Here is a 23,647-nt window from a genome sequence, read left to right on the forward strand (position 1 = left end):
GGTGTGCGGGACTGCGACTCGTGGCGTGGGTCCGACAACGCTCTGCTGTTCGACTGCAACGGCAACAAGAAGGCCGCCTACACCGCCGTCCTGGACGCTCTGAACGGTGGCTCGACCCCGCCCACCACGCCCCCTCCGGGCTCCGGTGTGGACACCAGCGCCTGGTACGTGTTGCTGAACCGGAACAGCGGCAAGGCACTGGACGTGTACGCCTCGGCCACCACCGACGGGGCGCGGATCAGCCAGTGGACGCGTAACAACGGCGTCAACCAGCAGTGGCAGTTCGTCGACTCGGGGAGTGGCTACTACCGGGTGAAGGCGCGCAACTCCAGCAAGGTGCTCGACGTCAGCGGCTTCTCCACGGCCGACGGCGGCGCGATCGTGCAGTGGGCCGATCTCAACGGCACGAACCAGCAGTTCCGACTCGCGAATTCGGCTGACGGCTACGTGCGCCTGATCAACCGCAACAGCAACAAGGCCGTCGAGGTGCAGGGCTCGTCCACCGCCGACGGTGGAAACGTCGTGCAGTACGCCGACTGGGGCGGCAACAACCAGCAGTGGCAACTGGTCCGGATCGGCTGACGATCGCCCCCAGCTACCTGGGGGAGAGGGAGCTGCCGGCCGATCGGGATCCGGCCGGCGCCCGCCCCGGCGAGGTCTGACGAACGGTGGTCCGCCCCATCCGGGGCGGGCCGCCGTGACCGTCCGGTTGCCGTCGTCGGGCGACCGCGCGAATCGATACCAGTCGTTTGACGTATGACGTCCTTACCGCTAATTTTCACCCCGCGGGCCACCGGGCTGCCGAAAGCCAGGGTGTCGCACCGCCTGGTTCGGCGCGAGCGTGCTGCGAAGCCCGGATCGTGGCATCGCCATCGACGTGCGCCGCTGACCGCAGGTTGCCCGCACAACACCCCACACGTGCTGACGCCACCACCAGGACGCCGGCACACACGCCAGGGCACGCGCGGGCGTTCCGCTCGTGGGTGACCCCGATCGAAGGAGTGGACCATGAAAGCCCTCGGTGAGGCTCGTCCCGCCTCTCGACAGAGACGTCGCTGGCAGTCAGGGTTGGCCGTGGCTGCGGCCGCGGTCGTGGCCGCCAGCACACTCGTCGCGATCAACGCGGCGCCCGCAGCGGCAGCGACCGTGGACACCAACGCCTCCTACGTGTTGGTGAACCGCAACAGCGGTAAGGCGTTGGATCTGTACGCGTCGGCTACCAATGACGGGGCGCGGATCAGTCAGTGGACGCGTAACAACGGGGTCAACCAGCAGTGGCAGTTCGTGGACTCCGGGGGTGGTTACTACCGGATCAAGTCGCGGCACTCGGGCAAGGTGTTGGATGTCAGTGGCTTCTCGACGGCCGATGGTGGCGCGATCGTGCAGTGGGCTGATCTGAACGGGACGAATCAGCAGTTCCGGTTGGCCGACTCCGATGGTGGTTACGTGCGGTTGATCAACCGCAACAGCAACAAGGCTGTCGAGGTGCAGGGTTCGTCCACCGCTGATGGTGGGAACGTCGTGCAGTACGCCGACTGGGGTGGCACCAACCAGCAGTGGCAGCTCGTCCGAGTGGGCGGCAGCGACCCCACGACGCCACCCCCGACGGGTGGCAGCGGGTGCGGCAAGGCGCCGGCGCTGGCCAGCGGCACGCACACCATCCAGAGCAACGGCAAGACCCGCACCTTCATCCTGCGGGTGCCCGCCAACTACAACAACAGCAACCCCTACCGGTTGATCTTCGCCTTCCACTGGCGCGGCGGCACCATGCAGGAGATCTCGTCCGGCGGCACCAGCGGAACCCCGTGGTCCTACTACGGGCAGCAGGAACAGTCGAACAACAGCGCGATCCTGGTCGCGCCCCAGGGGTTCGGCAACGGCTGGGGCAACTCCGGCGGTGAGGACATCACCTTCGTCGACGACATGATCAGCCGGATCGAGAGCAGCCTCTGCGTCAACCCGAGGCAGCGGTTCGCCCTCGGCTTCAGCTGGGGTGGCGGCATGAGCTACGCAGTCGCCTGTGCGCGGGCCAACGTCTTCCGCGCCGTCGCGGTCATCTCCGGCGGGCAGATCAGCGGTTGCAGTGGCGGAACGCAGCCGATCGCGTACTTCGGTCTGCACGGCATCTCGGACAACGTCCTGAGCATCTCGGGTGGTCGGGCGTTGCGCGACACGTTCGTCCGGAACAACGGCTGCACCGCGCAGAGCCCGCGCGAGCCGGCAGCCGGCAGCCGCACGCACGTGACGACCACGTACTCGGGCTGCCGGTCCGGTTACCCCGTGCAGTGGGCCGCGTACGACAACGGTCACATGCCCGGCCCGGTGGACGGCACCTACGCCGAGAGCGGCATCACCACCTGGACCAAGGGTGAGATCTGGAGGTTCTTCGCCCAGTTCTCGTGACACCTGTCGAGCTCAGCTGGCGGCGCCTGCTCCCGTACCTCGGGGGTGGGCGCCGTTGGTCTGCCCGTGCCGGTCAGCGTTCGAGGCGGACCGGGCTCCCCGAGCCGTTGCGGCGGACCAGCCAGGCCTCGGTGATGTGGGTGAACATCGCCTCGGCGGCGCCGTTGGAGTCGTGGGCGGCGATGCGTTCGTAGATGCGTCGGTGACCCTGGTTGGACGCCACGCACAACGCGCGTTCGGTCCGGCCCATGTACCGGGCGGTGTTGATCACCTGGCTCTCCAGCGCGCGTACGACACCACGGGCGATGCGGTTCCCGGATGCCTGCATGATCGTGTCGTGGAAGGCCCGGTCGTGGTCGTGGTAGGTGACGTGGTCGTCGACGAGTTCGTCCATCCGGTCCACCATGGCCCGCAGTCGATCGACGGTCTCGGTGTCGGCGAGGCGAGCGGCGACGTTCGCCATGTCGGACTCCAGCACCCGCCGGGTGACGACCAGGTCGTCGAGTATGGCGAGGCTGTCGTCCACAGCGATGGTCGCCGCGAGGACGAGCTCGTCGAGCATGTCCCAGTGTGACGGCGGGGTGACCATGGTGCCGGCGCCCTGGCGGACCTGCACCAGCCCCTTCTCCTGCAGGATCTTCACTGCTTCCCGGACGACGGTCCGGCTCACGCCGAAGGTCTCGCAGAGGATCGGCTCGGGAGGCAGGGATGTCCCGGACGGGTGTACGCCGCGGACAACTCGCTCCACCAGTTCGGCGGTGACCGCCCTGGCGAGGTTTGTCGGCCGACGCACCCACGCCGGGGTCGCCGGGCTGTTCAGGGCTGTCTCCTGCGGTGGCGTCATGTCCCCCTCCGAATGGCTCGCCGTGGCACGACGTCCGGGTCAGTGTACGGCCGACTGTTGACGTCACACGTCATACGAGTTACCTTCCGGTCAACATTTGGCTCGCGGGATACCCGCCGGCCACCCCCCATATAGAGGTGACAACTGATGAGACAGCGCGCAATATGGTCGGCCGTCCTCGTTGTGGGCCTGGCCCTGGCCGGTTGTGGAAGTGCTAGCGATTCGGGTAAGTCGACCAGCTCGGACGGCAAGTTGGTCGTCTGGGACTGGAAGTCCGGCGAGCCGTTCGCCAAATCCTATCTGGAGAAGGCCAAGGCCGACTTCAAGAAGAAGCACGCCGACGTCGAGGTCGAGTTCGTCGCGCAGCCCTTCGACCAGTACTACACCCTGCTCGGTGCGGCGATCCAGTCCGGCAAGGGCCCGGACGTCATGCTGTTCAACGGTGGCGGCCAGATCCGCGACCGGGTGGACGCGCTGGTGCCAATCGACGAGTACGTGGCCGAGGACAGGCAGCGGTTGGCCGGCTGGGAGGCGTTCGCCAAGGACGGCAAGACCTACGCCGCCCCGGTGACGCTCCAGGGTTACCCGATCTACTACAACAAGGCGATCTACCAGAAGGCGAACCTCGACCCGGCGAGCCCGGCCACCACGTGGGACAAGTTCGTCGCCGACTGCGCCGCCATCGCTCGGGCCGGCTCCAAGTGCTTCGCCCTCGGCAACAAGGAGGGCGTCGGCATCCAGTTCTGGCTCTCCAGCCTCGGCTCGACGACCCTCACAGCCGCGGAGTACGACGCCTGGATCGCCGGCAAGCGCGACTGGAACTCGGCAAACGTCAAGCGGATCTTCCAGACCTGGAAGGAAGCCGGCGACAAGAAGATGAACAGCGACGGGGCCAACTCGACCGCCATGTTCAACGACTCCTTCGCGCTCTTCCAGTCCGGTAAGGCCGCGCACGTCATGGGTCTGATGTCGGACGTGGGGCACTGGCAGGACTTCAACGAGTTCCTGACCCCGGAGAAGCTCGGCGTCATGAAGGCCCCGGTCGTCACCGCCGGCACCACCCCGAGCCTCCCGTACGACGGTGGCATCGGCTACGCGGTCGCCAAGTGGACGAAGGACCCGAAGGTGGCCGCCGACCTGGTGCGCTCCCTGAGCTCGGCCGACGCGTTGAAGGCCTTCTACGCCGACGCCGGCGCGATCGCCGCCGACACCACCATCGACGTGTCGGCGGCCGGGCCGGCCGTCAGCACGATCGTCGGCGAGCTGAAGACCGGCAAGCCCGCTCTGCACGTGGCGCTCTCCTCGAAGACGCTGGACCTGATGGGGCGCCTCTCCCAGCAGCTGCTCAGCGGTTCGATCAGCGTCGACGAGGTGGTGAAGCAGTTGGCCGCTTCCGACCAGGCGGGCTGACCTCGTGCCAATGGGAAACACGCAACCGTCGGTCCGTCCAGCTTCGGCTGGACGGGCCGGCGGGGCGGCGGTCACCTCCGCCGCGCACCGGAGTGGCGAACGACCCCGTCGCACCCGTGGCGGCCTGCGGGCCGAACGCTACGCCCCCTACATCCTGGTCGCCCCGGCCGTCCTGATCATCGTGGTGCTGCGCCTCTACCCGCTGCTCCTCGGGGTCAACTTCTCCTTCACCGGCGACGGTGCGCAGAACGGGACGGCGGTCGGGTTCGGCAACTACCGCGAGCTCTTCGCTGACCCGCTGTTCCAGACCGCGCTGAAGAACGTCGGGCTGCTGGTGCTTCTGCTGCCGGTGGCGGTGGCGATCCCCGGTCTGCTCGCGACGTTCATCTACCTGCGGGTGCCCGGTCACCGCTTCTACCGCAGCGTCTACTTCTTCCCCGCTGTGCTCTCACCTGTCATCGTCGGTGCGATCTTCAACCTGCTGCTCGCCTTCGACGGCCCCCTCAACGCCATCCTCGGGTCGGTCGGTGTCGAGCCGATCGACTGGCTCGGTGACCCGGGCATCGCGATGTTCATGGTGGTCGGCGTGCACATCTGGGCCACCTTCGGCATGGCCCTTGTGGTGTTCCTCTCCGGGTTCGCCACGCTGGACCCCGCGCTGCTGGACGCTGCCCGGGTGGACGGGGCGTCGCTGCGCCAGGTGGTCTGGCACGTCATCGTCCCGAGCCTCTCGCGCACCATCCAGTTCGTCTTCGTGACCACGATGATCGGCATGCTGACCTCGATGTTCGGGCTGCTCTACGTCATGACCAGCGGCGGGCCGGAGGGGTCGACGTACCTGCCGGAGTTCTACATCTGGAAGCAGCAGGGCCAGATGAACCGTCCGGCTCTCGCGTCGGCCGCGTCGACGATCCTCTTCATGATCATGCTCGTGGTGGGGCTGTTGCAGATCAAGCTGCTCGAACGATCCGGAAAGGAGGACTGATGTCTCGCCTCCGCCTGGGCTTCTGGCTGATCGCCGTCCCCATGTCGCTGCTCGCCCTGGCGACGATCTACCCCCTGCTGTTCACCGCCAACGTCGCGATGAAGACGCGCCGTGACTACATCCTCGACCGGTTCTCCCTGACCGACGCTGTGCGGTGGGAGAACATCAGCGCGGCGTGGAACAGCGTCGGCATGGGCCGCTACTTCGTCAACTCACTGTTCGTGGTGACGGTGTCGGTGCTCCTGCTGCTGCTGTTGGGGTCGATGGCCGGCTTCGCCCTGAGCCAACTGCGGTTCCGTGGCTCGTCGGCGTTGTTCCTGGGCTGCCTCGCGGGGCTCTTCATCCCGTTCCAGGTGATCATGGTGCCGCTCGCTCGGATCATGGCCGACACCGCGCTCATCGACACGTACCCCGGTCTGATCCTCGTCTACGTGGCTCAGTTCCTGCCCTTCACGGTCTTTCTCATGACCAGTTACTACAAGGGCATTCCGTCGGAGATCGTCGACGCCGCGCGCATCGACGGCAACACCGTGTACGGCGTGTATCGCCGGATCATGCTGCCCCTGGGCACCCCGGCACTGCTGTCGGTAGGCATCCTCAACGCCCTGTTCTGCTGGAACGACGTCCTCATGGCGCTGGTGATGATGCCCTCGGCGGATCACCGGACGCTCATGATCGGTGTGACCTCGTTGCGTGGGCAGTACTCCGACAACATCCCCACCTTCGCCTCCGGGGTGCTGATCGCCGCGATACCCGTCCTTCTGGTCTACCTGTTCCTCCAGCGCCAAATTGCCGACGGTGTAGCCGCCGGTTCCACGAAGGGTTGACATGCGGATCACGGGATATCGGACGCTCACCACGGTCCAGGAATGGGGGCGACCCGTCGGCGACGCCAACGGCGTGTTCGCCGACGGGGTGGTCCCGGTCTCGATCGTCATCGTCGACACCGACGAGGGCATCTCGGGAGTCGGCCTCGGGCCGCACGTCGAGATCGAGCGGATCTTCCCGGCCATCGAGGGTGAAGACCCCCGGGCCGTTACGTCCCTGTACGACCGCATGTTGCGGCACACCTTCAAGGCGGGCCACGCCGGGCCGGTGTTCGGCACCATCGGCGCCCTGGACACCGCCCTGTGGGACATCAAGGCGCAGGCCGCCGGCGAACCGCTGTGGCGGCTGCTGGGCGGACGAGACCGGCGGGTCACCGCCTACGCGTCCGGGCTGGACATCGGGCTCACCGACGATGAACTCGTCGCGGAGTACCAGGTCTACGCGAGCCACGGCCTACGAGCGGCCAAGCTCAAGGGCGGTCTCGACATCGAGAGCGACAGGCACCGCCTCAGCCTGGTCAAGGAGGTTCTGACCGAGGCCGGGCGCGGCCGGCGGCCGGGTCTGATGCTCGACGTCAACGAGGCGTGGACCCGCAAGCAGGCCGTCCGGCACGTCTGCGAGCTGGAACGCACCCTCGACCTCATCTGGATCGAGGAGCCGGTCCGGCGCTGGGACGCCGAGGGGCTCGCCGCGGTCAGCCGAGGGGTGTCCGCGTCGGTCGCCACCGGCGAGAACCTCACCGGGCTCGAACAGTACCGTCCGCTGATCGCCGCCGGCGCGGTCGACATCGTCCAGATGGCGGCGGTCTGGGGGGTCACCCACTTCCTGCGGGCGTCCGCCCTGGCTCACGCCCACGACCTGCCGGTCAGCCCGATCGGCAACAGCCCGGTCGGGCTGCTGCACGCCGCGACGTCGGTGCCGAACCACCTGACCAGCGAGTTGCAGGACCTGCACTCTCCGGTTGGTGTCTCCATCGACCTGCACGTCGAGGACGGCGCCTTCATCCTCGGCGACGCACCCGGGCTCGGGATCCGGGTGGACGAGGAGCGGATCCGGGCGGCCAACCGCCGCCCGCAGGCGCAGACGGCCGACAGCCCCAACGTCCGGCCCGAGCGGGCCGGGCGACGGCTGCTGGCCGGGCTCGACGGGGTGGTCCCCACCCGCCAGGTGCCTGCCGTGCCGCTGAACTCCCGCAACGAGGTGTCGCCGACCGTACGGCACTGAGCTGACCACCAGAACGAGCGAAGGCGTGGGTGCATCGCGACGGCGATGCACCCACGACCATGCCTGGTCGGCACGACAGACGTACCGACCGTCGAGACGGAGGAACGATGAAGGCAGTCGTCTACCGGGGGGCGCGCAACCTCGGAATCGAGAACCGCGACCCGGAGTCACCGGGTCGCGGCCAGGTACGGATCGAGGTGGCGTACACCGGGATCTGCGGTACGGATCTGCACATCTACCACGGCGACATGGACGCCCGGGTCGGTGACTCGGCGATCATCGGGCACGAGATGTCCGGGCGCATCGCGGCCGTCGGCGAGGGCGTGACCGGCTGGAACATCGGTCAGCCCGTCACCGTGATGCCGACCCGCCCGTGCGGGCGCTGCGCGGCCTGCCAGCGGGGCAACTCCCACGTCTGCCACGCGATGAACTTCCTCGGCATCGACTCGCCGGGCGCCATGCAGTCCTCCTGGACGGTGCCGGCGGAGCTGGTCCTGCCCCTGCCGGAGGAGTTGCCCCTTGACCACGCGGCGCTCGTCGAGCCGGTCGCTGTCGCGGTGCACGACGTACGGCGGGGGAACGTGACCGCCGACGACCAGGTGGTCGTGGTCGGCGGTGGCCCGGTCGGCGTCCTCATCGCCACCGTCGCGCGGAGTCGCGGCGCGCGTGTTCTCCTCGTCGAGCCGGACCCGTTCCGACGCGAGGTGGCGGAAGGGATCGGGATCGAGGCCGTCGACCCGCGATCGGCGGATGTCGTCGCCTTGGTCAACGACCGTACCGATGGCGCGGGCGCCGACATCGCGTTCGAGGTCTCCGGCTCCGCGGCCGGCGTCACCACGGCGGTCGACGTCCTCACCACCCGGGGCCGGCTGGTGATGGTGGCGATCCACCCCCAGCCTCGGGAGGTCAACCTGCACCGGTTCTTCTGGCGAGAGCTGGAACTTCTCGGCGCCCGGCTCTATCAGCGCGACGACATGGTGGAGGCGATCCAGTTGGTCGCCTCCGGTGCGATCCCGGCACGGCAGCTCATCTCGCGAGTCGAGCCGGTCGAGGCGGCCGGCGCGGCCTTCGCCGCGTTGGAGGGTGGCGGCGTCATGAAGGTGCTGCTCGATGTGCGGGAGGGTAACCAGTGACGGCCCTGTTCGACCTGTCCGGACGTACCGCCGTCGTGACCGGGGCGCGGCGCGGTATCGGCCTCGCCATGGCCGAGGCCCTGGCCCGGGCCGGCGCCGACATCGTGGGTGTCTCCGCCCAGCTCGAAGCGGAGGGCAGCGAGGTCGAACGTCGGGTGCGCGCCACGGGCCGCCGGTTCACCGCGCTGCGGGCGGACCTCGGCGACCGGGCGGCCGTGCACGGACTGGCCCGCGACATCGTCGCGCTCGGGCCGGTCGACATCCTGGTGAACAACGGTGGCACGATCGCACGGACCCCGGCCGCGGAGCACCCGGACGAGATGTGGGACCACGTCATCGAGGTGAACCTCAGCAGCCAGTTCATCCTCAGCCGGGAGATCGGCCGGACGATGGTCGAGCGTGGCCAGGGGAAGATCATTTTCACCGCGTCGCTGTTGAGTTTCCAGGGCGGCATCACCGTCCCCGGTTACGCCGCCTCGAAGTCGGGCGTGGCCGGCCTCACCAAGGCGTTGGCGAACGAGTGGGCGGCGCACGGTGTGAACGTCAACGCCATCGCGCCCGGCTACATCGCGACCGACAACACCCAGGCGTTGCGCGACGACCCCGACCGCAACCAGGCGATCCTCGGCCGGATCCCGGCCGGGCGGTGGGGCCGGGCCGACGACCTCGGCGGTGCCACGGTGTTCCTGGCGTCGAGCGCGTCGGACTACGTCAACGGCGTCGTGCTGCCCGTCGACGGTGGCTGGTTGGGCCGATGACGGGCGCACCGGAGCCCGGGCGTGCCGGCATCGTCGACGCGCACCACCACCTCTGGGTCCGCGCACGGCACCCGCAGCCGTGGATCGACCCGGTGACCATGGCGGCCATCGACGCCGACTTCGAGCCCGCCGATCTCGCGCCGCCGGCCCGGGCAGCCGGGGTCACCGCGACAGTTGTGGTGCAGTCCATCGCCTCCGACACGGAGACGGTGGACCTGCTGGGCCTGGCGGCCGAGGACACCCTGGTCCGTGGGGTCGTCGGCTGGGTGGACCTGACCGCCGACGACGTCGCCGAGCGTCTCGGACGTCTACAGGCCGGCCGAGGCGGGGACCGGCTCGTCGGCATCCGCCACCTCGTGCAGTCCGAGAGCGACCCGGCGTACCTGGACCGTCCCGACGTCCGTCGGGGGATCGCTGCGGTGGGCGCCGCCGGCCTCGTCTTCGACCTGTTGGTACGCCAGCACCAGCTCCCCATGGCCGCGCGCCTCACGCGCGACCTGCCCGAGGTGAGCTTCGCCCTCGACCACCTGGGCAAGCCCGCGCTGGGCCGTCCGGAGATGGCCGAGTGGAGCCGGGACCTGCGGTCGTTGGCGGCCTCGCCCAACACGACGGCGAAGCTCTCCGGGCTGGTGACGGAGGTGCCGCTCCCGGACTGGACGGCGGCTGACCTTCGGCCCGCCGTCGAGGACGCCCTGGACGCGTTCGGGCCGGGCCGACTGATGTTCGGCTCGGACTGGCCGGTCTGCCTGCTCGCCAGCTCGTACCAGCGGTGGGTCGACACCCTGGCGGAGCTGCTGGAGGGCCAGGACACGGCCGACCAGGCGTCGGTCTGGGGCGAGACGGCGCGCCGCGTCTACGGGCTGGCGGCGTCATGATGGCGCGCGCGCTGCCGCGCCGCCCGCAGCTACGGCTCAGCGAGCTGGGCTTCGGCGCGGCCCAGGGCGGCAACCTGTACCGGACGACGACGGACGAGGAGTTCGCCTCGGCTGTCGACGCCGCGTGGGAGGCGGGCGTCCGGTACTTCGACACCGCGCCGCACTACGGTCTCGGGCTGTCCGAGCGCCGCCTCGGCGCCGCGCTGCGCGAACGGCCGCGCGACGAGTACGTGGTGTCGTCGAAGGTGGGGCGACTCCTGGTGCCGTCGCCGCAGGACGCGCACCTGCGGGACTCCGACGGGTTCGACGTGCCCGCGACCCACCGGCGGGTGTGGGACTTCAGCCGCGACGGCGTGCTCCGCTCCATCGAGGCCAGCCTGGACCGGACCGGGCTGGACCGGATCGACATCGTCTACCTGCACGACCCGGACGACCACTGGGAGCAGGCCGCGCACGAGGCCGTACCCGCCCTGATCGACCTGCGGGACCAGGGCGTCGTGGGTGCCATCGGCGCCGGTATGAACCAGTCGGCGATGCTGGCGCGGTTCGTCCGGGAGACCGACGTCGACGTGATGATGTGCGCCGGGCGGTACACCCTGCTCGAACAGGGCGCGGTCGCCGACCTGCTGCCGGCCGCCGAGAACCGGGGGGTGGGCGTGGTCATCGCGGGCGTCTACAACTCGGGGCTGCTGTCGCGGGACCGGCCGCCGGCCGACGCCGTCTACAACTACCAGCAGGCGCCCGCGGAGCTGATCGAGCGGGCACGGCGGATCGCCACGGTCTGCGAGACGTACGGGGTGACCCTGCCGCAGGCGGCCCTCGCCTTCGTCCGCCGGCACCCGGCCGTGGTGTCGACGGTGGTCGGCGTTCGCAACGAGGCGCAGGTGGTCGAGACAGTACGACGGTCGGGGATCGTCGTGCCCGAGGAGCTGTGGGACGACCTGGCGGCGGCCGGGCTGCTCGCCGCGCCGCCCGGCCAGTCTGCCTGATCGACGACGACGTCCCGGCCGGGACCGGCTCCGTTCCTCGGATACCGGTCCCGACCGGGACGTCATCTGTTACCGCGACCGCCGCGGGGTCACACCGCGGTGAACCGCCACTGCTGGTTGGCCGCGCTGTGGCAGGTCCACTGCAACAGTCGGGCGCCGTCGGTGGTGGCTGCGCCGTTGACGTCGACGCAGAGGCCGCTCAGCACACTCTTCACCGTGTACACGCCGGAGGTGCCCGTCGCGGTGGCGGTGAACTTCTGCTGGTTGCCGTTGTTGCAGGTGGCCTGCTGGAGGAAGGCACCCGCCGCGGTCGAACTGCCGACCACCTCGACGCACTTGCCGCTGTGCACCGCCTTGAGGTAGAGCGCGCCGTTGCCGGCGTCGACTGCCTGCCACCTCTGGTTGTTGGCACCGGTGTTCGCCCACTGGGTGATCTGGGCGCCGTCGGCGGTGGAGACACCGCTGACGTCCATCAGCTTGTTGCTGTGCTGCGCCGTGACCGTGTAGGTCTTGCCCGCCAGGCCACCGCCGGTGCCGGTGCCGGGTGTCCCGACGCCGTTTCCGCCGAAGGTGTGCGAGTCCAGATCGAACGAGTTGCTGCTGTTCTTGAACACCATGTAGAGCGTCTGTGTCCCGCTGGAGGCGGCGACGCTCACCGGAGTCGTGGACTGGTAGTTGTCCCAGCCGCCCGTACTGGGCACCGTGGTGGTGGCCAGCAGGGTGCCGGTGGGCGAGCCGGCGCGCAGCTCGATCGAACCGCCGCCGGAGGGCGACGACACCCGGTAGCTGACCGTCGAGATGCCCGACAGGTTCATCGGGCTGAACGCGATCCAGTCGTTCGAGGAGATGTCACCGACGCGCTTGGTGCTCTCCGCCGCCGCCTGGTCGACGACCCGGATGCCGGACTGGCTGCTGAAGTACTCGGACTGCTTGTGCTTCGGTTGCAGGATCGCCTGTGCGGTGCCGGTGAGCGGGGATCCGCCCCCCGAGCCGCCGTTGTCGGTGTACCGGGCGTTCAGCACGTAGAACAGGTTGGCGCCATCGGGGTGCCCACCGAGCAGATCGGTGGAGATGGTGCCCGAGCAGCCCGGGTACTCGGTGGTCTCGTGCGCGTGGTCGTCGTGACCCAGCGCCGGGTTGAGGAACACCTTCGAGCAGTCGACGGTGCCGCCGTCCGGATCGGTCACGGTGATCTGGTACGACACCTTGTCACCGAAGGTCAGCATGCCGCCGTTGCCCGGTGTGGTGATGGTGACCACCGGGGCACTGTTGCCGACGGTGATCGGGACGTTGGCGAAGCCGGTCTTACCGGTGCTGTCGGTGACCTTCAACTGGGCCGTGTAGTTGCCGTTGGCGGTGTACGTCTTCGACGGGTTGGCCGCCGTGGAGGTGGTGCCGTCGCCGAACGTCCACAGGTAGCTCAGCGTGTTGCCGTCCGGGTCGGACGTGCCGGCGCTGCTGAACTGGACGGTCAGCGGCGAGGAGCCGCTGGTGGGGGTGCCGGTGGCCTTGACGATCGGGGACCGACCGCCCTGGATGTAGTCGATCCGGTAGAGCCCGGAGTCGCTGTTGCCGCCACCGAAGTTGGTGCCCCACTCCAGCAGGTAGAGCGAGCCGTCCTTGCCGAACTCCATGTCCATCGGCTTGTTGAAGTTGCCGCCGGGCAGGAACGGGTTGGTGCGGGTCACCGCCGAGGAGGAGTCGAAGTGCACCTCCTTGACGTAGTTGCGCGCCCACTCGTAGAAGAAGTGCACGCCGTCGTAGTAGGGCGGGAACTTCGTCTGGGACGGGTTCGACGCGTCGTAGCGGTAGACCGGGCCGCCCATGGGCGCGGAGCCGCCGGAGCCGAGCTCCGGGAAGGTCGTCGAGGCGGGGTAGCCATACCAGATGTTGGGCATGACGACCGGCTTCAGGTTGACCAGACCGGTGTTGTTCGGCGAGTTGTTGACAGGCGCCGAGCAGTTGAACTTCGCGCCGACCACGCCGGTGTCCGGGTTGTACGGAGCGTAGGGCTGGTTGTTGCCGTGGCAGAACGGCCAGCCGTAGTTGCCGGGCGTCTTGATCACGTTCAGCTCGACCAGGCCCTCCGGGCCACGGTTGGTGGTCGGCGGGTTGCGGTCCGGCCCGTAGTCCGCCAGGTAGACCCAGCCGTTGGCGGGGTCGATCGAGAAGCGGAACGGGTTGCGGAAGCCCATCGCGTAGATTTCCGGCTTGGTCTGCGCGGTGCCCTGGGGGTAGAGGTTGCCGGTCGGGACGGTGTAGCCGCCGCTGGCTCCGGGACGGATGCGCAGCAGCTTGCCGCGCAGGTCGTTGGTGTTGCCCGCGCTGCGGGCGGCGTCCAGGTTGGACTTGCCCGAGCGCCAGTCCAGCGGGGCGTAGCCCTGCCAGTTGGGGTCGAGGTTCGGGGGCGTGTCGTCACCGGTGCCGATGAAGAGGTTCCCGTCCGGACCGAACTCGATGTAACCGCCGGTGTGCCCGGGCTCCGGGAACGTCCGGTCCCGGTACGCCGGGATGTCGATGATCGTCACGCCGCTGGACATGTTCAGCGTGTCACCGCTGAGCGTGTAGCGGGAGACGCGGTTGACGTCGGTCGAGCTGCTCGCCGGTGAGTGGTACAGGTACACGTACCCGTTTGTGGCGAAGTTGGGGTCCAGCGCCATGCCGGTGAGGCCGTCCTCGCCGCCGGTGTAGACGCTCAGCGTCCCGGCGGTCACGGTGCTGTTGGTGGAGGGCTTGAAGATCTTCAGCTGCCCGCCACGCTGGGCGTAGAACACGCGCCCGTCCGGGGCCACGGCCATCGCCATCGGGTCGACGGTGTTGTCGTCCAGGGTGCGCTTCTCGAAGTTGCCCCAGACGGTGCCGCCGCAGTCGCCGGGAGCGTTGCCGGCGGCCCACTTGATGCCACCGAGGACGTGGTTCTGGAAGTTCGTCTCGCTGTAGGAGGCGATCGCGTGGCCCATCGCGGTGGCCCACACCCGCCCGCCGCCGGTGTCCCGACACCAGGAGATCGGGTGGTCCGGGCCCATCGCCCGGGCTCCCGGGTTGTAGGTGCGCTCATCGGCGGTCACCAGGACGTGCACCTTGCCACGCGGGTTGGAGTCGAAGTTGTACCACTCCTCGCTGCGGTTCCACCGGTCCGGCAGAGAGGTCGTCGACGGGTGCTTCTTGTCGGCGACGATGGCGGTGCCGGGCAGCACGCCGGGCGAGTGCTCGGGCATGTGGGCGCCGGCGTTGATGGTGTTGTCCCACCACGGGTACTCGGACTCGATGCCCATGTCGGTGGCGTTGTGGATGGCCACGATGCCCTTGCCGCTGGCGAGGTAGCCCTCGACCGCCTGGCGTTGGGCCGCCGAGGTCCAGACCATGCCGGAGGTCTGGAGCATGACGATGACGTCGAAGGTCGCCAGGTTGGCGGCGGTGAAGACGCTCGAGTCCTCGGTCGCCACCATCTCGAAGTTGTTCGCGGCGGCCTGCTGCTGGAGCATGCTGATCCCGGCGGGGATCGAGTCGTGCCGGTAGCCGGTGGTCTTGCTGAACACGAGGGCGCGGAAGGCCGGGGCCGCCGACGCGGGTGGGGCGAGTCCGAGCGCCAGCAACAGGCCGGCGATCACTGAGATGAGCAATGTGTTGCGACGCATGCCGTCTCCTAGGTTGGGCGGGCAACTTCGTTTGCCACCACGGGCCCCACGGCGCGCCAGGTTGTGCCTGGACGCGCAAGGGTGCACGGGGTGCGGTGGTCGGTCTTCGTGCCGTTCGCCGAAACGGCAGTCAGACCCGCAGGACGTCACACAGCGTGATGGTCGCTGTAAGTCTCGTCCGGTGATCCACGAGGTCAGGATGAGCTAGAGATAGAAGAGTGTCAATTAATGGAGTGACGTCCGACGTCCTGCCCAGGTGACGACGGTCGTGCGCGGCTCCCTCGCTGCGGCGCCGCTGTCGATCGGGTGACGGCCCTGGCAATCAGCCCCGGTCGAGGATTGCGGACCCGCATCCAAACATCTATCTTCATACGTGTGATGTTTCGTTGATGTCAAGGGAATGTTCGCAACACGCGAACATAAGCCTCCATCGATAGCTACGAAAGTTCGCCGTGCGATCCCTCAGACCCGCCGGAGCACGGTGCTGGATCCAGTCGACAACTACTGTCTGTGAGGGCTTTCGGAATGTCAGATCCACCGCCGACGCCGCTTCTCAGCCTTCGGGGCATCGGCAAGTCGTTCCTCGGAGTCCGCGTTCTCGACGGTGTCGACCTCGATGTCGCGCCCGGCGAGGTGCACGCAGTGGTCGGTGAGAACGGTGCCGGGAAGTCGACCCTCATGAAGATCGTCTCGGGTGGGCACGCCCCGGACGGGGGCACTGTCGAGTTCGCCGGCGAGTCGCGTACGTTCCGTGGCCCGCGGGACGCGCAGCGGGCCGGCATCGGCATCATCCACCAGGAGTTCAACCTGCTCCCGGAGCGCACCGTCGCGGAGAACGTCTACCTGGGGCACGAGCCGGTCCGTCGCGGTCTCGTCGACCGTCGGGCAATGCTCGACCGGACCACCCGGCTGCTCGCCTCGATCGGTGAGACCACCTTGCCGGCCGATGCCCGGGTGGGGCAGTTGGGCGTCGCGCAGCAGCAGGTCGTCGAGATCGCCAAGGCGCTGGCCCTGGACGCGCGGCTGCTCATCATGGACGAGCCGACCGCCGCGCTGGCCGACCACGAGGTCGAGCTGCTCTACGGGCTGGTGCGCCGACTCCAGGAGCGGGGCATCGGGCTGCTGTACGTCTCACACCGGCTCGCCGAGGTCTTCGACCTGTCCGGTCGGATCACCGTTCTCAAGGACGGACGCCGGGTCACCACCGTGGACACCGCGGACACCACCGCCGACCAGTTGGTGCGGCACATGGTCGGTCGGGAACTGTCCAGCTACTACCCGGACCGGGCCGTCCCGGAGGACCGGGGTCCGGTGCGGCTCAACCTTCGCGACGTGGGCAACCGCAAGCTACGGGACATCAACCTCCAGTTGCGCGCCGGCGAGGTGCTCGGCATCGGCGGTCTACAGGGCTCCGGGCGGTCCGCGTTGGCCCGTGCGATCTTCGGGGTGTTGCCGTTCACGACCGGCGACGTCACGCTCGACGACCGGCCGGTCCGACTGCGCTCACCCCGCACCGCGATGCGGGCCGGCATCGCCTACGTCACCGAGGACCGCAAGGGCGAGGGGATCGTCCCCCGGCAGTCGGTGCTCGACAACGCGCTGCTCGCCAGCCGGGCCGTCTTCGCCGCTCGGTCCGGCCGGGCGGCAAGGACCGTGCGGGTACGCGAGTTGCTGGCCGCCGTGGAGGTCCGCGGCGCCGGCGACGACCAGGAGATCCGCTTTCTGTCCGGGGGCAACCAGCAGAAGGTCGTGCTGGCCCGATGGCTCGCGCTCAACCCGCGGATCCTGCTCTTCGACGAGCCGACCCGGGGCATCGACGTGGGCGCGAAGTCAGCCATCCACGACCTCGTCCGCCGCCTCGCCCGTGATGGCGCGGCCGTGCTGATGATCTCGTCCGATCTACCGGAGCTGCTGGGGATGAGTGACCGGATCGTCGTCATGCGGGACGGCCACGTCGCGGGCGAGCTGCCCGCCGGCGCGACCGAGGAGGAGGTCGTCGCGTTGGCGGTCGGCACCGTGCGGGAGCCGGCCCAGTGAGCGCTCTGTCGCTGCTGCCGGCCCGGCGTCCGGTACCGGGCGTCTTCGTGGCCCTGACCCTCACCCTGACGATCGGCTGGCTTGTCGTCCTGCTCGACGGCGGTCAGCTCTTCAATCAGTCCACGACGGTGAGTCTGCTGCATGTCGCCGCCGGGCTCGGGCTGGTCGCGGTCGGCCAGACCCTGGTGATCCTGGGGGGCTCGCTGGACCTCTCGGTGGCGTACGTGATCAGCCTCAGCACCCTGGTCGCGGCCGAGACGATGAACGGCAGCGATGGCGCGGTGTTGCCGGCGATCGGTCTGGTGCTCGTCGTCAGCGCCGGCGTCGGGCTGCTCAATGGGCTCCTCGTCACCAGGTTCCGGGTCAACGCGTTCATCGCGACCCTCGGCGTCGGGCTGCTGCTCAAGGGTTACCTCGACAACGGCTACGACGGCCCGGCCGGCACCACCGCGCCCGCACTGGTGCAGGCGCTCGGCTACCAGCGCGTCGGGCCGGTGCCGGTGTCGTTCCTGCTGCTGATAGCCGTCACCGCGGCGGCCTGGTTCGCGCTCTCGCGGACCCGCTTCGGCCACCATCTGGTCGCCGTCGGTGGGGATCCGGAGGTGGCCCGGCTGTCCGGTGTCCGCAACGACCGGGTCCTCGTCACCGCCCACGTCCTGTGCTCGATGTGCGCGGGTCTCGCCGGCATCTACCTCGCCAGTCGGCTCGGCTCGGGCGCCCCGCGCGTCGGCACCGAGGGCCTCTACGACCTGGAGTCGATCGCCGCGGTGGTGATCGGCGGGACCGCCCTCGCCGGTGGGCGCGGCGGCGTCGTCGGCACGGTCGGCGGGGTGCTGCTGCTTGCCAGCATCGACGCCATCTTCAACCAGCTCGAGGTTGACGCCTTCTTCAAGCAGGTGATCCGGGGCGTCATCATCATCGCCGCGGTCGCCGTCTACGCCCGCCGGGCCATGCGAAAGGCGGCGTAGCCATGCAGACCGTCCAGCCCCGTTCCCTGTCGCTGCGTCTGCCGCGGGTGCGTCCCGGTGGTGTCCTGCCGATCCTCGCGATTCTCGCGGTGCTGTTGGTGCTCGTCGGCATTCGGCAGCCCGACTTCCTGGCACCGCCGTCGCTGATGTCCTTCCTCGGCCGCTCGGCGCCGATCATCCTGCTCGCCGCCGGTCAGTACTTCGTGATCGTCTCCGGTGAGTTCGACCTCTCGGTCGGGTCGCTGGTCACCGCCCAGGTGGTGGTCGCCGCCCGGTTGATCGACAGCGACCCGGCGCGTACCTGGCCGGTGGTGCTGCTCCTGCTCGCCTTCGGTGCACTGGTCGGGCTGGTCAACGGCCTGATCACGACGCGGCTGCGGGTGCCGTCGTTCATCACCACCCTCGGCATGTTCCTGATCCTCGTGGGCGCGGTCTACCTGTGGTCCGACGGCGCCCCGAAGGGCGGGCTCTCCGAGGAGTTCCGGCGGTTCGGCCGGCGGGCCTTCGAGGACGTGCCGGTGTTGGGCCGCGTGCCGTACGCGCTTGTGGTCCTGGTGGTCGTCGCGGTGGCGGCTGTGCTGCTGATGCGGTCGGACTTCGGTCGGACGCTTGTCGCCGTCGGCGACAACCCGCGCACCGCCGAGCTGAGTGGGGTGCGCGTGTGGCGTACCCGGACCTTCGCCTTCATCCTCAGCGGGCTCGTGGCGGCGGTGGCGGCGATCCTGTTGGGCGGCTACAGCGGCGTGTCGTTCCAGGCCGGAGCGGGCCTGGAGTTCGGTGCGATCACCGCGGTCGTCCTCGGGGGTGTGGCGCTCGGCGGGGGTCGTGGCGCGGTCGTCGGGGCGATGCTCGGCGCGCTGACCCTCGAACTGCTGTTCGCCCTCATGAATTTCTACGGCGTCTCCGGCGCCCTCAGGTCGACCGTCCAGGGCGCGATCATCCTGCTCGCCGTGGCGGTCTCGGCAACACGTTCCACGTCGAGATAAAGGGGAAACCATAGTGCGACGTTCCATGGCGGCGCTTGCCGCTGTCACCCTGCTGTCCCTCACTGCCTGTTCCACCGACGAACCGGCCGCAGGCCCGTCGGGGAGTGCATCCGCCCCCGCTGGGTCCGGCACCGGAGACCAGTCGAAGTTCTTCGTGCAGGCCGACTACGACGCCGAGCTCGCGCTGCTCGACGCGGCACCGACGGGCCCGGCCGACAAGCCGTGGGAGCAGGTGCTCAACCCGACGATGGTCGACACCGCCAAGTTCAAGAAGAAGGGCCCGCACAAGATCTGCTTCTCGAACGCGGCGCTGAACAACCCGTGGCGGCAGGTCGGGTTCAAGACCATGCAGGCCGAGGTCGAGGCGCAGAAGAGCCGCATCAAGGAGTTCGTGCACGTCGACGCCGAGGGCAAGGACCAGAAGCAGATCGCGGACATCAACGATCTGCTCGGCAAGGGCTGCGACGCGCTCATCGTCTCGCCGAACACCACCGCCACGCTCACCCCGGCGGTCGAGGCGGCCTGCAAGGCCGGGCTGCCGGTCGTCGTCTTCGACCGTGGTGTCAACACGAAGTGCCCGGTGACGTTCATCAACCCCATCGGCGGTTACGGGTTCGGCCACGTCGGGGCCGAGTTCGTCAGCCAGAAGATGAAGCCCGGCGGCAAGGTCCTCGCCCTGCGGATCCTGCCCGGCGTCGACGTCCTGGAGACCCGCTGGTCGGCGGCGAAGGTGGCGTTCGACAAGGCGAAGGTCGACGTGGTCGGTGTCGAGTTCACCGACGGTGACCCGGCCAAGACCAAGAAGATCGTCGACGACTACATCCAGCGGTACGGCACGATCGACGGGGTCTGGATGGACGCCGGCGCGGTGGCCGTCGCGGCGGTCGAGGCGTTCCAGGACGCGGGCAAGCCGGTTCCGCCGATGAACGGTGAGGACCAACTCGACTTCCTGAAGATCTGGAAGGACAAGAAGCTCACCGCGATCGCGCCGACCTACCCGACGTACCAGTGGCGTACGCCGATCATCGCGGCGCTGCAGATCCTCGACGGCCAGCAGGTGTCCAGCCCGTGGAAGCTGCCGCAGCCGACCGTCACCCAGGACAACCTGGACCAGTACCTCGACGCGGGCATGCCGCCGCTGCACTACGCGATGTGCGGCTGCACGGACCTGCCCGGCTACCCGCAGCGCTGGAAGTAGGGACCTGATGTACGCCATCGGCGTCAACCCCTGGGTCTGGGCCTCGCCGGTCGACGACGAGGCCCTGGCCGAGCTGATCCCGCGGATCGCCGCGTTCGGCTTCGACGCGGTCGAGTTGCCGATCGAGCAGCCCGGCGACTGGGACCCGATCCGTACCCGGGACCTGTTGGCGGCGCACGGCCTCGTCGCCGCCGGCGTCTGCGCGGCCCTCTCGCCTGGGCGGGAGCTGGTCGACGCCGCGCCTGCGGTGGTCGAGTCGACGGTGGCGTACCTCAAGGGCTGTGTGGCGAGCGCGGCGGCGGTCGGCGCGCCGTGCGTCGGCGGCCCGGTGTACGCCTCGGTCGGCCGCACCTGGCGGATGTCACCGGCGGCTCGCGCGGCCTGCTACGCGGACTTCCGGCGGGCCCTGGCGCCGGTTGCCGAGCAGGCCGGCGAGTTGGGCGTGAGCATCGGTGTCGAGGCGTTGAACCGCTACGAGACGAGCGTCGTCAACACGATGGAGCAGACGGTCGAGTTGATCGACGGGCTCCCGCCGAACGTCGGCATCATGATCGATACGTATCACATGAACATCGAGGAGGCCGACCCCTACGCGGCTCTCGCTGCCGCTGGCCCGCACATCAAGCATGTGCAGGTCAGCGGCAGCAACCGAGGCGCTCCCGGTGCGGACCACTTCGACTGGCCCCGCTTCTTCGCCGTCCTGCGGGACACCGGTTACCAGGGTGCGATCTGCATCGAGTCGTTCACCGGGGAGAACGAGTCCATCGCGGTCGCCGCGGCGATCTGGCGTCCGCTGGCCCCCTCACAGGACCGTCTCGCCACGGATGGCCTGCGCTATCTCCGGGAAATCCTCGGATGACCGCCGCGACCCGCAACCCCCGTGCTGGTCGAGGCCGTTCCGCCACCCCCAACCCGTTCTCACGTCAGGAGCACCGTCCCGTGTCCTCGTCCCTCTCGGCGCTGCGCCGACTGTTGGCCGGCGCCGCCGCGACAGCGGTGACCGCGTTGGTCGCGGTAACCGCCTCGGCGTCCCCGGCCCTCGCGGCCACCACCACCCTCTACGCCTCCCCCTCCGGCACCGGCACCAGTTGTTCCGCCAGCCAACCGTGTTCGCTGAGTGCCGCGCAGACCGCGGTGCGGGCGATCAACAGCTCGATGTCAGGTGACATCGTGGTGGAGTTGGCCAACGGCGCGTACCGACTCTCGTCGCCGCTGCGGTTCACCGCGGCCGACTCGGGCAACAACGGCTACCAGGTGATCTGGCGGGCGGCCGCAGGCGCGGCGCCGTCGATCACCGGTGCCCGGGCGGTCACCGGCTGGTCTCTCGTCGACTCCGGGAAGAACATCTGGCGGGCCAACGTTCCCGCCGGGCTCGACTCCCGTCAGCTCTACGTCAACGGGGCGATCGCCACGCGGGCGCGTACCGCCGTGAACCGCGGTGACTTCACCTTCACCACGTCCGGTATGCGGTTCACCAACAGCGCGCTCAACTACCTCAACAACCTCGGCAACCAGAACCGGGTCGAGGTGGAGAGCGTCGGGTCGTTCACCGACAGGTACTCGCCGGTGCAGAGTATCAGCGGCAACTTCCTGACGATGCAGCAGCCGGCGTGGAACAACAACACCTTCGGCTTCGACACGCTGTCCCGTCCGCACCGCGCGGGCGCGTTCTACCTGGCCAACGCGTACGAGTTCCTGGACTCGGCGGGGGAGTGGTATCTCAACCCGAGCAACGGCCAGCTCAACTACATCCCGCTCGCCGGACAGAACATGAGCTCGGTCAGTGTGGAGCTGCCGCAGTTGCAGTCCCTGGTGAACGTCGGCGGCACCTACGATGCGCCCGCGCACCACATCTCGTTCAGCGGCATCACCTTCACCGGCACCAGCTGGCTCGGCCCGAGCAGCAGCAACGGCTTCGCCGACCAGCAGACCGGCGCGCACATCGTCGGTTCCTGGGCCCGCCCGTCGGACGCGCTGACCTCCTGCCAGGAGGGTTGCCCGCTGTTCGAGGCCACCCGCCCGAGCTGGGCCCAGATGCCGGCCGCGGTGCAGGTCTCCGCCGCCAACACCATCAGTTTCAGTAACTCCCAGTTCGTCAACCTCGGGCAGACGGCCATCGGCATCGGCAACGACGCCAACGCCCACGCCAGCGGCGTCGGCCTGGGGGCCAACAACATCACAGTCACCCGCTCCGAGATCGCCCGTAACTCCGCCGGTGGCGTCGTGGTCGGCGGCGTGCGCGCCGACGCCCACCACCCCAGTGACCAGCGGATGGTCAACCGTAACGTCACCATCAGCAACAACAAGGTGCACGATCTCGGTCTGGAGTACCGGGGCGTCGTCTCGATCCTGACGACCTACGTGAACACCTCGCTGGTCTCGCACAACGAGGTCTACAACATGCCGTACACCGGTATGTCGATCGGCTACGGCTGGGGCGCCAACGACGCCGGCGGCAGCCAGCACTACGCCAACCGTGGCCTGTACAACTACCAGCCGCGGTACTCCACGGCGACCACCGCCGCCAACAACCAGGTCATCGGCAACTACGTGCACGACGTCATGCAGCAGATGACCGACGGCGGGTGCATCTACTCGTTGTCGGCGAACCCGGGCGGGTTGATCGCCGAGAACTACTGCCTGCGCACCAACGGCTGGTTCGGGCTCTACTTCGACGAGGGCTCGCGCTACTACACCGCGCGCAACAACGTGTTCTCCTCCACCGGCACCTGGGCCACGGCCAACTACTACTACGCCGAGAACATGGGCAACTTCACGGTCACCAACAACTGGTCGACCAGCAGCGGCACGAACGTGACGAACGGTGACCGCGGCAACGTCGTCAACGGCAACGTCACGGTCAGCAACGGTAACTGGCCGTCGGGCGCGCAAACGGTGATCAACACGGCCGGCGTGCAGAGCGGTGGCAGCACCAACCCGACGAACGTGCAGATCGTGGGCGTCCAGTCGGGCCGCTGTGCCGAGATCGGTAACTCCAGCACGACCAACGGCACGCAGGCCCAGATCTGGGACTGCATCAGCAACGTCGCCAACCAGCGGTGGACGCACACCGCGAGCCGGCAGCTCATGGTCTACGGCACCAAGTGCCTGGACGCTTCCGGCCAGGGCACCGTCAACGGCACGAAGGTGGTGATCTGGGACTGCAACGGTGGTGTCAACCAGCAGTGGAACATCAACTCCAACGGCACGATCACTGGCGTGCAGTCGGGTCTCTGCCTCGACGCCAACGGTGCCGCGACGGCGAACGGCACGAAGTTGATCCTCTGGGCCTGCAGCGGCGGCACCAACCAGCAGTGGCAGGTGCGCAGCTGATCCGGTAGCTGGACACCGACAGGTCCGGGTCGGGGCGA

General features: G+C 68.8%; 17 protein-coding genes and 1 pseudogene. 16 read left to right on the forward strand and 2 right to left on the reverse strand.

What is annotated here, in order from left to right; translation table 11 throughout:
- Positions 1–90 precede the first annotated feature (90 nt).
- Both ACLQ3B_RS28500 and ACLQ3B_RS28505 read left to right on the forward strand, forming a co-directional pair.
- Positions 91–576, forward strand: a pseudogene (locus tag ACLQ3B_RS28500) (RICIN domain-containing protein); the annotation flags it as partial.
- 432 nt (positions 577–1,008) lie between these two features.
- Positions 1,009–2,403, forward strand: coding sequence for an RICIN domain-containing protein (locus ACLQ3B_RS28505; RefSeq protein WP_425783782.1), 1,395 nt, complete (start codon positions 1,009–1,011; stop codon positions 2,401–2,403).
- A gap of 73 nt (positions 2,404–2,476) precedes the next feature.
- On the opposite strand, the gene ACLQ3B_RS28510 is transcribed toward ACLQ3B_RS28505, so the two are convergent.
- Complete coding sequence (locus ACLQ3B_RS28510; protein ID WP_425783783.1) at positions 2,477–3,247, reverse strand: FadR/GntR family transcriptional regulator; 771 nt, start codon at positions 3,245–3,247, stop codon at positions 2,477–2,479.
- 147 nt (positions 3,248–3,394) lie between these two features.
- Here ACLQ3B_RS28510 and ACLQ3B_RS28515 point away from each other — a divergent pair, with 147 nt between their 5' ends.
- The 8 genes from ACLQ3B_RS28515 (at position 3,395) to ACLQ3B_RS28550 (ending at position 11,449) form a co-directional block, all read left to right on the forward strand.
- Entirely contained in the window at positions 3,395–4,657 is a 1,263-nt protein-coding gene (locus ACLQ3B_RS28515) for an ABC transporter substrate-binding protein (RefSeq protein ID WP_425783784.1), read from the forward strand.
- Between the two features lie 10 nt (positions 4,658–4,667).
- A complete protein-coding gene (locus ACLQ3B_RS28520; protein ID WP_425783785.1) occupies positions 4,668–5,642 on the forward strand; it encodes a carbohydrate ABC transporter permease in 975 nt (324 codons plus the stop codon).
- Positions 5,642–6,469, forward strand: a complete 828-nt coding sequence (locus ACLQ3B_RS28525) for a carbohydrate ABC transporter permease (RefSeq protein WP_425783786.1) — start codon at positions 5,642–5,644, stop codon at positions 6,467–6,469. Before ACLQ3B_RS28520 ends, ACLQ3B_RS28525 begins: the two co-directional genes overlap by 1 nt.
- Position 6,470: 1 nt before the next feature.
- Entirely contained in the window at positions 6,471–7,694 is a 1,224-nt protein-coding gene (locus ACLQ3B_RS28530) for a mandelate racemase/muconate lactonizing enzyme family protein (RefSeq protein WP_425783787.1), read from the forward strand.
- A gap of 107 nt (positions 7,695–7,801) precedes the next feature.
- Positions 7,802–8,827, forward strand: coding sequence for a zinc-dependent alcohol dehydrogenase (locus tag ACLQ3B_RS28535; protein WP_425783788.1), 1,026 nt, complete (start codon positions 7,802–7,804; stop codon positions 8,825–8,827).
- Complete coding sequence (gene kduD / locus ACLQ3B_RS28540; protein ID WP_425783789.1) at positions 8,824–9,585, forward strand: 2-dehydro-3-deoxy-D-gluconate 5-dehydrogenase KduD; 762 nt, start codon at positions 8,824–8,826, stop codon at positions 9,583–9,585. Before ACLQ3B_RS28535 ends, kduD begins: the two co-directional genes overlap by 4 nt.
- Positions 9,582–10,460: an amidohydrolase family protein gene (locus ACLQ3B_RS28545; RefSeq protein ID WP_425783790.1), complete on the forward strand. Its 879-nt coding sequence runs from the start codon at positions 9,582–9,584 to the stop codon at positions 10,458–10,460. Before kduD ends, ACLQ3B_RS28545 begins: the two co-directional genes overlap by 4 nt.
- Positions 10,457–11,449, forward strand: coding sequence for an aldo/keto reductase (locus tag ACLQ3B_RS28550; protein WP_425783791.1), 993 nt, complete (start codon positions 10,457–10,459; stop codon positions 11,447–11,449). Before ACLQ3B_RS28545 ends, ACLQ3B_RS28550 begins: the two co-directional genes overlap by 4 nt.
- An 89-nt stretch (positions 11,450–11,538) precedes the next feature.
- On the opposite strand, the gene ACLQ3B_RS28555 is transcribed toward ACLQ3B_RS28550, so the two are convergent.
- Positions 11,539–15,087 carry a ThuA domain-containing protein gene (locus ACLQ3B_RS28555; RefSeq protein WP_425783792.1) on the reverse strand — a complete coding sequence of 1,183 codons (3,549 nt, stop codon included), beginning with the start codon at positions 15,085–15,087 and terminating at the stop codon, positions 11,539–11,541.
- Between the two features lie 525 nt (positions 15,088–15,612).
- On the opposite strand from ACLQ3B_RS28555, the gene ACLQ3B_RS28560 reads away from it, so the two are divergent.
- From ACLQ3B_RS28560 to ACLQ3B_RS28585, 6 genes are all read left to right on the forward strand, one after another.
- Positions 15,613–17,124 carry a sugar ABC transporter ATP-binding protein gene (locus ACLQ3B_RS28560; RefSeq protein WP_425783793.1) on the forward strand — a complete coding sequence of 504 codons (1,512 nt, stop codon included), beginning with the start codon at positions 15,613–15,615 and terminating at the stop codon, positions 17,122–17,124.
- A complete protein-coding gene (locus tag ACLQ3B_RS28565) occupies positions 17,121–18,092 on the forward strand; it encodes an ABC transporter permease (protein WP_425783794.1) in 972 nt (323 codons plus the stop codon). Before ACLQ3B_RS28560 ends, ACLQ3B_RS28565 begins: the two co-directional genes overlap by 4 nt.
- A gap of 2 nt (positions 18,093–18,094) precedes the next feature.
- Positions 18,095–19,078 (forward strand): ABC transporter permease, encoded by a 984-nt coding sequence (locus tag ACLQ3B_RS28570; RefSeq protein WP_425783795.1) that lies wholly within the window; start codon positions 18,095–18,097, stop codon positions 19,076–19,078.
- 13 nt (positions 19,079–19,091) lie between these two features.
- Positions 19,092–20,276 (forward strand): substrate-binding domain-containing protein, encoded by a 1,185-nt coding sequence (locus tag ACLQ3B_RS28575; protein WP_425783796.1) that lies wholly within the window; start codon positions 19,092–19,094, stop codon positions 20,274–20,276.
- A 7-nt stretch (positions 20,277–20,283) separates the two neighbouring features.
- Positions 20,284–21,135, forward strand: a complete 852-nt coding sequence (locus ACLQ3B_RS28580) for a sugar phosphate isomerase/epimerase family protein (protein WP_425783797.1) — start codon at positions 20,284–20,286, stop codon at positions 21,133–21,135.
- Between the two features lie 80 nt (positions 21,136–21,215).
- Positions 21,216–23,609 (forward strand): RICIN domain-containing protein, encoded by a 2,394-nt coding sequence (locus tag ACLQ3B_RS28585; protein ID WP_425783798.1) that lies wholly within the window; start codon positions 21,216–21,218, stop codon positions 23,607–23,609.
- Positions 23,610–23,647 lie beyond the last annotated feature (38 nt).

This window comes from Micromonospora sp. DT53 (assembly GCF_049841535.1).
GTDB lineage: Bacteria > Actinomycetota > Actinomycetes > Mycobacteriales > Micromonosporaceae > Micromonospora.